This window comes from Microbacterium sp. 69-7 (assembly GCF_001897985.1).
Lineage (GTDB): Bacteria > Actinomycetota > Actinomycetes > Actinomycetales > Microbacteriaceae > Microbacterium > Microbacterium laevaniformans.
In genome coordinates, this window is sequence record NZ_MKRU01000096.1 from 37,382 (window position 1) to 48,572 (window position 11,191).

The following is an 11,191-nucleotide window of genomic DNA, read 5'->3' on the forward strand; positions in this document are numbered from 1 at the left end:
ATCAGCCGCCGATGCCGCGAATCGGCGGGTGGTGGAAGGTGTCGCCGAACGCCCGCTCCGACGCGCCCTCGCGGTCGAGGTAGGGTGAGGCGCCGCCGTCGATGAACGGCCAGCCGGCGCCCAGGATGAGGCACAGGTCGATGTCTTCGACCTCGGGCACGACACCCTCGTCGAGCATCAGCTTGATCTCGGTGGCCAAGCCGTCCTGCACGCGGCGCAGGATCGTGTCGGCGGATGCCGGGGCCGACGCAACATGCCCCTTCAGCGCCTTCTCGGCGGCCTTGGTGAAACCGGTGACCCGTCCGCCCTTGTCCTTCTCGACGACCTCCGGCAGCTCTGCGAGCTGATGGAAGTTCTCGTTCGCGTAGAAGCGGTCGGGGAACGCATGGACCATCGTGTCTTGGACGTGCGCAGCGACCTTCCAGACCACGAGATCGATCAGCTGGAACGGCCCCATCGGCAGGCCGAGCGGCGCGAACGCCTTCTCGACATCCGCGACGGGAGTGCCCTCATAGACGGCGCGGGCCGCCTCGCCCATGACCTTGGCCAGAAGACGGTTGACGACGAAGCCGGGGGCATCCGCGGTCAGCACCGCGTTCTTGCCGAGGCCCTTCGCCACCACGAAAGCGGTCGACAGCGCGGCATCCGTCGTGTCCGACGTCTTGACGATCTCGATCAGCGGCATGACCGCGACCGGGTTGAAGAAGTGGAATCCGACGAGCCGCTCGGGGTGCGCGAGCTTCGAGCCGATCTCCGCGACCGACAGCGACGAGGTGTTGGTCGCGAGAATCGCATCCTCGGCGACGATCTTCTCGATCTCACCGAAGACGGCCTGCTTGACGCCGACCTCCTCGAAGACGGCCTCGATGACGAAGTCGCAATCGGCGTACAAGCTCTTGTCGGTCGTCCCGGTCACGAGCGCGCGCAGCTTGTTCGCCGCATCGGCATCGAGGCGGCCCTTGGCCTCGAGCTTGCCGATCTCGTCGTGAATGTAGGCGACACCCTTGTCGACGCGAGCCTGATCCAGGTCGGTGATGAGCACCGGCACCTGGAGCTTGCGCACGAACAGCAGGGCGAACTGGCTCGCCATGAGTCCGGCACCGATGATGCCGACCTTCGTGACCTTCTTCGCGAGTGCCTTGTCGGGGGCGCCGACGGGTCGCTTCGCCCGCTTCTGTACGAGGTCGAAAGCGTACATGGATGCCGCGAACTGATCGCCCGTGACGAGATCGGCCAGAGCCTCGTCTTCCCGCGCGAAGCCTTCGGCCTTCGTGCCGCTCTTGGCCTTGTCGAGCAGTTCGAGCGCGGCGTAGGGGGAGCGGGGGACGGTGCCGATCTTGGATTCGAGCATGCCGCGGGCCATCTTGATGGCGATGGGCCACTTGGTGAGGCGCTCGATCTTGCCCGGCTCGTTCTTGCGCTCGACCTTGACGGCGCCCGTGAGCACCGCGTCGGCCCAGGCCAGGGAGCTCTCGAGGTAGGTCGCCGCGGGGAAGATCGCGTCGACGATCCCGTAGTCGAACGCCGGCTGCGGCTTCAGCATGCGGTTCTGCTTGAGCGGGTTGCTGATGACGACCTCGAGCGCGTTCTCGATGCCGATCAGGTTGGGCAGCAGGTACGCGCCACCCCAGCCGGGGATGATGCCCAGGAACACCTCGGGCAGCGCGATCGCGGCTGCCGAGGCATCGACCGTGCGGTACGTCGAGTTCAGCGCGATCTCCAGGCCGCCTCCGAGAGCGAGGCCGTTCACGAAGGCGAAGGAGGGCACCCCGAGATCGCCGAGCGAGCCGAGCACTTTGTGGCCGAGCTGCGCGACCAGTCGGGCGTTGTCCTTCGAGCCCACCCGAGTGATGTCGGAGAGATCGGCGCCGGCGGCGAGGATGTACTGCTTGCCCGTGATGCCGACGGCCTGGATCTCGCCGGCGGCTGCGCGGGCCTTGAGTGCCGCCAGCGTCTCTCCGAGCTGGGTGAGGGTCGCCGGCCCGAGGGTGTTGGGGCGCGTGTGGTCGCGACCGTTGTCGAGCGTGATCAGTGCGAGCACTTTGCCCGAGGGCAACGTGATGTCACGCACGCGCGAGTGGGTCACGACCTCACCGTCTGCGAGTGCGGTGAGCGGGGAGAAGTCGATCTCGTCGTAGTTCGTCATGTCCGTCGTCCTCTCAGCGCTTGCGACCGTTGTAGTGCGGGTTCTCCCAGATGACCGACCCGCCCTGGCCGAGCCCCACGCACATGGCCGTGAGGCCATAGCGGACGTCGGGGCGTTCGGCGAACTGCGCGGCGAGCTGGATCATCAGGCGCACGCCCGACGCGGCCAGCGGGTGGCCGAGGGCGATCGCCCCGCCCCACTGGTTGACGCGCGGGTCGTCGTCGGCGATGCCGAAGTGATCCAGAAGCGAGATGACCTGCACCGCGAAGGCCTCGTTGAGCTCGAACAGCCCGATGTCGGCGATGGTCAGACCCGCCTTCTTGAGCGCCTTCTCGGTGGAGGGGATCGGGCCGATGCCCATGATCTCCGGTTGCACTCCGGCGAAGGCGAACGAGACCATGCGCATCTTCGGGGTGAGACCGAGTTCCTTGACGGCGCCGCCCCCGGCGAGCAGCGACATCGTCGCCCCGTCCGTGAGCGGTGAGGACGTGCCGGCGGTGACCCGCCCGTGGGGACGGAACGGGGTCTTCAACGCGGCGAGGTCTTCCATCGTGGTCTGCGGGCGACGGCCCTCGTCCTCCGTCGCCAGGCCCCAGCTGCCCTCGGCATCCTTCACCGCGACGGGCACCAGATCGGGCTGGAACTTGCCGGCCTCGTATGCGGCCTGCGCCTTGTGCTGGCTGAGCATGCCGAAGCGGTCGGAGCGCTCCTTGGTGAGCTGCGGGAACCGGTCGAAGATTCTCTCGGCCGTCACGCCCATGTTCAGCGCACCCGGGTCGACCATCCTCTCGGCCACGAACCGCGGGTTGGGGTCGGCGTTTCCGCCGATGGGGTAGTGGCCCATGTGCTCGACACCGCCGGCGAGGGCGACGTCGTACATGCCGGCGCTGATCGAGGCGCCCATCATGGCGACGCTCGTCATGGCGCCGGCGCACATCCGGTCGATCGCGAAGCCCGGCACGGTCTGCGGAAGGCCTGCGAGGATGGCCACGGAGCGCCCGAGCGTGAGGCCTTGTTCGCCCGTCTGACTCGTCGCGGCGATCGCGACGTCGTCGACCCGGTCGGCGGGAACCGCGGTGTTCCGCGCCATCAGTCCGATCGTCGCCTTCACGGCGAGGTCGTCCGCGCGGGTGTTCCAGTACATGCCCTTCTCGCCGGCGCGACCGAACGGGGTGCGCATTCCATCGACGAAGTAGACGTCCGAGAGCTCGGCCACACTGCCTCCAAGGGTTGAGATTCAGTCCAGCGTACGGTGAAACTCAGTCTCACGGAAACGCTTGGAACGATTCTACGACGCGAGGTCGGAGGCAGCCTCGGTGGTCTGCACGGATTCGACAAACGCGCCGGCGATGACCCTCGCCGTCGTCTCGATCTGCCACGGACGCGCGCCATGGGCCGCGAGCGCTTCGCCGATGGATGCCGCGTCGATCTCGGCCGGGGGAGCCCACGCGACCCGCCGCAGGGTGTCGGGGGTCAGAAGGTTCTCCGTCGGCATCCGCAGGTCGACGGCAAGCTGTTCCACGAGCGGGCGCGCCGCCTTCAGCCGAAGGTCCGCCGCCGGGTTGCGCTCCGCCCATGCCCGCGGAGGCGGCATTCCATCGCCGGAGGCGCGCTCCGCGGGCAACGCGGGATCGGCGCGGCCGGCCTCGATCGCGGCCCACCACCGGTCGAGCTGACTGCGGCTCGCGCGGCCAGTGAAGTCCTTGACGCGCGCCAGATCCTGCTTCGTCTTGGGGTCGGCGATGACAACGGCCACCAGAGCGCGATCGGGAACGAGTCGACCGGGCGAGGTGTCCTGCTCACGCGCGTACTCCTCGCGGGCGATCCAGAGGGCTCGCGCGATCGCCAGCGCTCGGCGACCGCGGACGGTGTGCAGACCGCTGAGGCGCCGCCAGGGCTCCTCGCGAGGGGGCTTCACGGGCCGCGTACGCACCGTCTCGAACTCCTGAGCCGCGATGTCGGTCTTTCCCTGCTCCTCGAGCTCGTCGCGCAGCACCTCGAAGACATCCACGAGGTGCAGCACATCCAGCGCGGCGTACTCGAGCCAGGGCTGAGGCAGCGGACGCGTCGACCAATCCGCCGCGGAATGCGCCTTCGCGAGGGTGATTCCCAACGTGTCCTCGACGACCGCGCCGAGGCCCACGCGCTCATGCCCGAGAAGACGGGCGGCGAGTTCGGTGTCGAAGATCTGAGGCGGCTCGAGGTTCTCCTCCCGAAGGGAGGGCAGGTCCTGGCTGGCGGCGTGGAGGATCCAGGTGATGTCTCCGATCGCCTCTTGCAGCGGCGACAGATCGCCCACCGCAGGAGGGTCGACGAGGAAGACGCCGGCACCGCGCCGGTACACCTGGATGAGATACGCCCGCTGCGAGTAGCGGAAGCCTGATGCGCGCTCCACGTCGACGGCCACCGGGCCGGTGCCCGCGGCGAGCGCGTCGGCGGCGGCGGCGAGGCCGGCGGCATCCGTGATGACGTCGTACTCAGCCACGCGTTCCCCTTCCTGATGCACCCCGCTGCGAGCCGAACACGGCGATGCCCTCTGATCCCGGCGGCAATCCCGCCAACATGCACACGAGCTCCGCCCACGCCTCGATGTGGGCCGTCAGGTCACCGGCGGGCGTCCAGGACGACCGCAATTCGATCTGCGCCCCGTCGCCCTCGGCGGCGAGCGAACCGAACCCCTTCGACAGGGTCTTGGTCGCCGTACCGGACTCCGAATGGAAGGCCGCGCCGCGCGCCTCGAGCGCATCGACGAGCCACGACCAGGCGACGTCCGCGAGCAGCGGGTCGACGCCGATCTCGGCTTCGAGTGGAGCTTGCGCAAAACACACGATACGCCACGGCCCACCCCATGCGTCCGGTTCGGCAGGGTCGTGCATGAGGACGAAGCGCCCGGTGCCGTAGGGCGAATCCAGCCCGTCCGCATCCGGACGGACGTCACCCGCGAAGGCGATCGCCTCCGGGGCGAGACTCGTCGGAGCGGCGATCTCGCGCACGGAGAAGTCAGACCGGAAAGTCAGGGACCGCAGCTGCTCTGCGGCGCGTGCGAAGGCCGGTGTCTCAGCGGCGGGACGGGTGTCATCCACGGTCACAGACTAGGATGGGCCCACGATGAAGGCACCCAGGCGCGCCGCCCTCGGCGCCTCACGAATCGGCGCTCCGGCCACCCTGCGGATGCTAGCCCTCTCCCTCGCTGCGGCCCTGTTCGCGACGGCCGCGATGGCTTTCGCCGTCGCACTGCGCATGGCACGTCGAGTGGTCACCCCGTCAACGCGCGTCCCCGACACGCGCATCGTCGACATCGACGTGTCCGCGCAGACGATCACGTTGGCACGCACGCCCGACACGGTGCTGCCCGGACGCTACGGCCTGTTCACGACCGGTTCCGCCGACTATCTCAAGGTGGGCTCGGTGCTGGCCAGCGACGGCGACACCGTCAAGCGGAAGCTGCTCACGCAGGTCGGCGGTCAGTCGAGCCTCGATGCCGACGCGGCGTTCAGCGGCTGGTACTACCAGCGCCCGGAGGAACTGCATCTGCCGTTCACGCGCGAGCACGTGCCGGCGGCGATCGGCGCCTGCCCGGCGTGGCTGTTTCCGGCAGAGCCGCCGAGCGACGTCGACGACGAGACCTGGGTCATCCAGATCCATGGACGCGGCACGACGCGTGCCGAATGCCTGCGTGCCGTGCCGGTGTTCCATGCTCTGGGCATCACGTCGCTCGTCGTGTCGTACCGCAACGACGGCGACGCTCCGCGCAGCCGTGCCGGAGCCTACGCGCTCGGCGCGACCGAGTGGCGCGATGTGGATGCCGCCGTCAGCTGGGCTCTGCGACACGGCGCCCGCCGCATCGTGCTCATGGGCTGGTCGATGGGCGGCGCGATCGCGCTGCAGACGTCGCTCGGCTCCGCGCACCGCGAGCAGATCGTCGGCGTCATCCTCGATTCGCCGGTGGTGGACTGGCGCACCGTCCTCTCCTATCAGGCCAAGGCGTTGCACGTGCCCGCGCCCGTCACCGATCTGGCGATGGGAGCACTGCGCACGGGATGGGCGGCGCCCGCGATCGGCGCCGACGGAGCGATTCCGCTCGACCGACTCGACATCGTGGCGCGTGCCGCAGAACTGCGCCATCCCGTGCTCATCCTGCACAGCGATGACGACGGGTTCGTCCCGTCCAGCGCCTCGCACCGCCTGGCCGATGCCCGACCCGACCTGGTCGAGTTGCAGGTGTTCCGCACGGCGCGTCACACGAAGCTCTGGAACTACGACCAGCAGCGCTGGACCGACGCGATCGGCGACTGGCTGCGCACACACGATCTGGTGCCCGCGTCGGCGCCGGTCGACGAGGGAGAACGATGACATCCACCGGCTCCGGCACGATCCGCCTCGTCGATCGCCAGCCGGCGGTGTCCGGTGCCGAGATGGTCGCCGCGCTGGTACCGCCGCCGCAGTTCGACGGCGCCACGTTCGACACGTATCGCGCAGACCCGGCGTTTCCTTCGCAGCAGGAGGCCAAGGAGCGACTCATCTCGTTCAGTCTCGGCGGAGGACCGGCAGAACGCGGAGGACTCTTCCGTCGTGCGAAGAAGGTCCCGGAGATGAAGCCGGGCGTGTATCTCGACGGCGGTTTCGGCGTCGGCAAGACCCACCTGCTGGCGGCGATCTACCATGCGATGCCGGCGCGGCGGAAGTACTTCGGGTCGTTCATCGAGTACACCGCACTGGTCGGAGCACTCGGGTACCAGAAGACGGTCGAGCTCTTCCGCGGTGCGGACCTGCTGTGCATCGACGAGTTCGAGCTCGACGATCCGGGCGACACGATGGTGATGACGCGGCTGCTGGGGGAGCTGGTCCCGACCGGCACACGGCTCGCGGCGACGTCGAACACGCCGCCCAATGCGCTCGGCGAAGGGCGGTTCGCCGCGCAGGACTTCCTTCGCGAGATCCACGCCATGGCGTCGAGCTTCGAGACCATCCGCATCGACGGCACCGATTACCGTCAGCGCGCCCTCGACGGGCACGCCGAGGTGTGGGACGACGATGCCTATCGCGCGGCGATCGATGCCGCCGCGGCATCCGGTGTCGTCTCGGACGACGCCTTCGCCGACCTTATCCGCCACCTTGCGACGGTGCATCCGTCGCGCTACGTGCGGCTGATCGAGAACCTGTCGACGATCGGCCTGCGCGATGTCGTCACGCTGCAGGACCAGTCCGCGGCGCTGCGATTCGTCGCCTTCGTGGACCGGGCGTACGACGCGCAGATTCCCGTGCGCGCGACCGGTCGACCGCTCGACGAGGTCTTCGGCGAGGAGATGCTCGCGGGCGGCTACCGCAAGAAGTACCTGCGAGCGATCTCCCGCCTGAATGCACTCACGCATTCCTGACCGCTCTCACGGGCGACGGATGCCGCGCCGAAACGTGATGTTTACCTGGGCGCGTCGGCCGTAACGAGCGCGAAACACGACGCGGGTACCGGCGGTAACCGCGTACCGCAACACTGAGTGCGCTGGGACGTCCCGACCCCGAAACCGCGACGCCCCGGTCCGAGTTACACAACACATCAGTGAGGACCTTCATGGACAGCGGAAATCTCGCTTGGTATATCGCCGCTACGGCTCTCGTGCTCTTTATGACGCCGGGCGTGGCTTTCTTCTACGGCGGCCTCGTCAAGGCGAAGAGCGTCATCAGCATGATGATGATGAGCTTCGGCGCGATGGGTCTCGTCGCGGTGCTCTGGATCCTCTACGGATACAACATGCAGACCGCCGACTGGTGGGGCGGCATCCTGGGCAACCCCTTCTCCGACTTCGGCCTCGGCGCGATGGCGACCGGTGAGAACGCGACCGTGAACCTCACGGCCGTCGCCTACGGCGCCACCTTCGCCATCATCACCGTGGCCCTCATCTCCGGCGCTATCGCCGACCGCGCCCGCTTCGGCTCGTGGATGATCTTCGCGTTCTTCTTCGCGACGATCGACTACTTCGCCGTCGCCGGCTGGGTGTGGAACACCAACGGCTGGATCTTCAACCTCGGCACCACGCTGGGCTTCTCGACCGAGGTGATCGACTACGCCGGTGGAACCGCTGTCCACATCAACGCCGGTGCCGCCGCCCTCGCTCTCGCGCTGGTGCTCGGCAAGCGCGTCGGCTTCCAGAAGGGCATCCACAAGCCGCACAACGTGCCGCTGGTGATGCTGGGAGCTGCGATCCTGTGGTTCGGCTGGTTCGGCTTCAACGCCGGCGCCGCGGCCTTCTACGCTGCACCCGAGGGCACCTCGGGAGACATCCTCTCCGGCATCGCCGGGGTCGGATCGCCTGCCGGCCTCATCGTCCTGAACACGCTGGGCGCGACCGCTGCCGCCATCCTCGGTTGGGCGATCGTCGAGAAGCTGAAGGACGGAAAGCCGACCGCCGTGGGCGCCGCCTCGGGTGCCGTCGCGGGTCTCGTCGCCATCACGCCCTCCTGCGCCAACCTGGCACCGGGCTGGTCGCTGCTGCTCGGTGTCATCGCCGGCGCGGTGTGCGCCCTCGCGGTGGAGCTCAAGTGGCGTCTCGGCTTCGACGACTCGCTCGATGTCGTGGGCGTCCACCTCGTCGGTGGTCTGATCGGAACGCTGTACCTCGGCTTCTTCGCCACGGGCACGGGCCTGTTCCTCGGCGGCAACGCCGAGCAGCTGATCCTCCAGGCGATCGCTGCCGTCACCGTGCTGGTGTTCTCCTTCGTGGTCGCCTACGTGCTGGGCTTCATCATCGAGAAGACGATCGGCTTCCGCGTCAAGAACGAGGACGAGATCGCCGGCATCGACACCGTCGTGCACGGTGAAGAGGGCTACGCGCTCGTCGACTGACACGAATCCCTCGAAGGGGCGTCGGATCTCACGATCCGACGCCCCTTCGGCGTGTGCGAACACATCCGACAGCGATTGGTAGCGTGAAGCCATGGCATCTCGCGACGGACGCGGCACTCTGACATCGCTCGTCCGGGGGATTCTCGGCCTCTTCGGTGGCCGCTCCCGCCCCTCGGCGCCCGCGAGGACGCCGGGGCCGTCGCGGCCCACCGCCCCCACGACGCTCAGCCCCGGTCAGGACGGACAGACGGCGACACGCGAGGTCCGCCCGCCGGCGCGTGGCGGTCTGACGATCAGATACGCCCCACAGCGTGACGGGGCTCCGGATGCCGGGGAGGTCGTGTGGACCTGGGTGCCGTACGAGGAGAACGACGGGCGCGGCAAGGACCGCCCCGTCCTGGTGATCGGCCACGACGGCGCCGACCGGGTGTTCGCGGTGCGTTTGACCAGCAAGGCCCACGACGGCGACCGTGATTACCTCTCCATCGGCACCGGGGCGTGGGACTCGCAGGGCCGGCCGTCGTGGGTCGATATCGAGCAGCTCTACAGCGTGCACGTGCGCGGGATGCGACGCGAGGCCGCAGCCCTGGACCGTCGACGGTTCGCGGGGGTCGCCGCGGCACTTCAGGGTCGCTACGGCTGGCTGAGCGAGGTCTGAGCGGCCCGGCGCACCCGGTGCCGGCTACTCCGCCCCGCGCTGGAGTGCGGGGGCGAAGATGATGATCGCGGCTCCGAGAAGCGCCACAGCCGAGCCGATGTAGTCCCAGAGCGTGGGTTTGAAGCCGTCGATGACGATTCCCCAGGCAAGGGAGCCGGCGACGAAGACTCCACCGTACGCCGCGAGCACACGCCCGAAGTGTGCGTCGGGCTGGAAAGCCGCGACGAACCCGTAGCCGCCGAGGGCGATCACCCCGAGCACGGCGAACAGCCACCCCCGGTTCTCACGGACCGACTGCCAAATGAGCCAGGCCCCGCCGATCTCGGCGATCGCCGCGAGCACGAACAGGATGATGATCCGCGCGGTGGTCATCACGCCAGTTTGTCAGGCGGACGTATCGGCCGTGTTTCCCGTGCCGGTGCGAGATCATCTCGGCATCCGGGCGAGGAACGGCCGTGGCCAGGCCCCGAGGGCGAGAACGGCGAGCACGGTCTGCAGGAGCCCGGTCGTGAAGTAAATGCCGTGCATCGGGGACCAGACCAGCAGCAGGGCGATCTCGACGAAGATCCAGATCATCATCACGAGACCGGATGCCGCGTGCAGCCCCCATGCGATGGAGTATCGCCCTCGCTGCGCGACGATCGCCAGCAGCTGAGAGCCGCCGACGATGACGCCGAGGATGAGTCCCGGCCACACCCACGACGAGAAGGGCGTGCGCTCGAGCCACTCGTGCGGCATTCCGACACGGTCGCCGCCCACGAGCACGAGGAGCACGCACCCGGCAACGGACGATGCCAGATTGAAGAGGGCGACGACCACCAGCGTCACGCGGATGCCGGGGGAGACGCTCACGATCGTGACGCTACGCGTCAGCGCCACCGGGTGTTCGATTGTTCGCCGTGAATAGAGAAACCCCCGGCGGGGCCGGGGGTTTCGTGGTGGGCGATACCAGACTCGAACTGATGACCTCTTCCGTGTGAAGGAAGCGCGCTACCAACTGCGCCAATCGCCCAAGACCCGTGCGGGCCGAGACTCGATGCTACCGGATGCCGGGCGCTGACACGAATCCTGTGGCCGCCCAGACCGCGAGACACGCGCGGGCGGCGCTCGGTTTTGCGATGGCGAAATAGTCGGCTAAAGTCGATCAAGTTCCCGGGGCAACCAGGGAGCATGCGGATGTAGCGCAGTTGGTAGCGCATCACCTTGCCAAGGTGAGGGTCGCGAGTTCGAGTCTCGTCATCCGCTCGAGTGCAGGGATCGTTTTTCGAAACGATCACGGCACGTGGGGTCAAACCACACGGTTAATCCACACGGTGGCGTGGCCGAGCGGCTAGGCACCGGCCTGCAAAGCCGTTTACACGGGTTCGAATCCCGTCGCCACCTCGCCTCATAACTGAACAAGCCTGTACAGGCGCGATTGGCGCAGCGGTAGCGCGCTTCCCTGACACGGAAGAGGTCACTGGTTCGATCCCAGTATCGCGCACAGAATAAGCCCCGGTTAGCCGGGGTTTTTTTGTGCCCGGAAGGTGCGGCGCTACGTGTGCAG

Annotated in this window: 10 protein-coding genes and 4 tRNA genes; 7 read left to right on the forward strand and 7 right to left on the reverse strand. The window is 68.1% G+C overall.

Annotation, left to right across the window (positions count from 1 at the left end; genetic code table 11):
* Position 1: 1 nt before the first annotated feature.
* From BGN98_RS11910 to BGN98_RS11925, 4 genes are all read right to left on the reverse strand, one after another.
* Positions 2-2,146 (reverse strand): 3-hydroxyacyl-CoA dehydrogenase NAD-binding domain-containing protein, encoded by a 2,145-nt coding sequence (locus tag BGN98_RS11910; RefSeq protein ID WP_288121499.1) that lies wholly within the window; start codon positions 2,144-2,146, stop codon positions 2-4.
* Positions 2,147-2,159: 13 nt separating this feature from the next.
* A complete protein-coding gene (locus BGN98_RS11915) occupies positions 2,160-3,362 on the reverse strand; it encodes a thiolase family protein (RefSeq protein WP_005049503.1) in 1,203 nt (400 codons plus the stop codon).
* A gap of 72 nt (positions 3,363-3,434) precedes the next feature.
* Complete coding sequence (locus BGN98_RS11920) at positions 3,435-4,631, reverse strand: ribonuclease D (RefSeq protein ID WP_005049505.1); 1,197 nt, start codon at positions 4,629-4,631, stop codon at positions 3,435-3,437.
* A complete protein-coding gene (locus BGN98_RS11925) occupies positions 4,624-5,229 on the reverse strand; it encodes a DUF3000 domain-containing protein (protein ID WP_036290729.1) in 606 nt (201 codons plus the stop codon). Before BGN98_RS11925 ends, BGN98_RS11920 begins: the two co-directional genes overlap by 8 nt.
* A gap of 25 nt (positions 5,230-5,254) precedes the next feature.
* Here BGN98_RS11925 and BGN98_RS11930 point away from each other — a divergent pair, with 25 nt between their 5' ends.
* The 4 genes from BGN98_RS11930 to BGN98_RS11945 all read left to right on the forward strand — a co-directional run bounded on the left by BGN98_RS11930 (position 5,255) and on the right by BGN98_RS11945 (position 9,645).
* On the forward strand, positions 5,255-6,499 hold the full coding sequence (locus BGN98_RS11930; protein WP_288121500.1) for an alpha/beta hydrolase family protein: 1,245 nt from the start codon (positions 5,255-5,257) through the stop codon (positions 6,497-6,499).
* Positions 6,496-7,524: a cell division protein ZapE gene (zapE, locus tag BGN98_RS11935; RefSeq protein WP_288121501.1), complete on the forward strand. Its 1,029-nt coding sequence runs from the start codon at positions 6,496-6,498 to the stop codon at positions 7,522-7,524. The genes BGN98_RS11930 and zapE overlap by 4 nt, the downstream gene beginning before the upstream one ends.
* Before the next feature lie 191 nt (positions 7,525-7,715).
* The gene (locus BGN98_RS11940; RefSeq protein WP_288121502.1) at positions 7,716-8,987 is read left to right on the forward strand and encodes an ammonium transporter; all 1,272 of its coding nucleotides are present in this window, start codon (positions 7,716-7,718) and stop codon (positions 8,985-8,987) included.
* A gap of 91 nt (positions 8,988-9,078) precedes the next feature.
* The gene (locus BGN98_RS11945) at positions 9,079-9,645 is read left to right on the forward strand and encodes a type II toxin-antitoxin system PemK/MazF family toxin (protein ID WP_005049512.1); all 567 of its coding nucleotides are present in this window, start codon (positions 9,079-9,081) and stop codon (positions 9,643-9,645) included.
* Between the two features lie 24 nt (positions 9,646-9,669).
* On the opposite strand, the gene BGN98_RS11950 is transcribed toward BGN98_RS11945, so the two are convergent.
* From BGN98_RS11950 to BGN98_RS11960, 3 genes are all read right to left on the reverse strand, one after another.
* Complete coding sequence (locus BGN98_RS11950) at positions 9,670-10,017, reverse strand: YnfA family protein (protein WP_005049513.1); 348 nt, start codon at positions 10,015-10,017, stop codon at positions 9,670-9,672.
* A 54-nt stretch (positions 10,018-10,071) separates the two neighbouring features.
* On the reverse strand, positions 10,072-10,497 hold the full coding sequence (locus BGN98_RS11955; protein WP_005049514.1) for a hypothetical protein: 426 nt from the start codon (positions 10,495-10,497) through the stop codon (positions 10,072-10,074).
* 84 nt (positions 10,498-10,581) lie between these two features.
* Positions 10,582-10,657: transfer RNA gene (locus tag BGN98_RS11960), tRNA-Val, on the reverse strand.
* Positions 10,658-10,817: 160 nt separating this feature from the next.
* Here BGN98_RS11960 and BGN98_RS11965 point away from each other — a divergent pair.
* The 3 genes from BGN98_RS11965 (at position 10,818) to BGN98_RS11975 (ending at position 11,128) form a co-directional block, all read left to right on the forward strand.
* Positions 10,818-10,890 (forward strand) — tRNA-Gly (locus BGN98_RS11965).
* Between the two features lie 67 nt (positions 10,891-10,957).
* Positions 10,958-11,028: transfer RNA gene (locus BGN98_RS11970), tRNA-Cys, on the forward strand.
* A gap of 28 nt (positions 11,029-11,056) precedes the next feature.
* Positions 11,057-11,128 (forward strand) — tRNA-Val (locus tag BGN98_RS11975).
* Positions 11,129-11,191 lie beyond the last annotated feature (63 nt).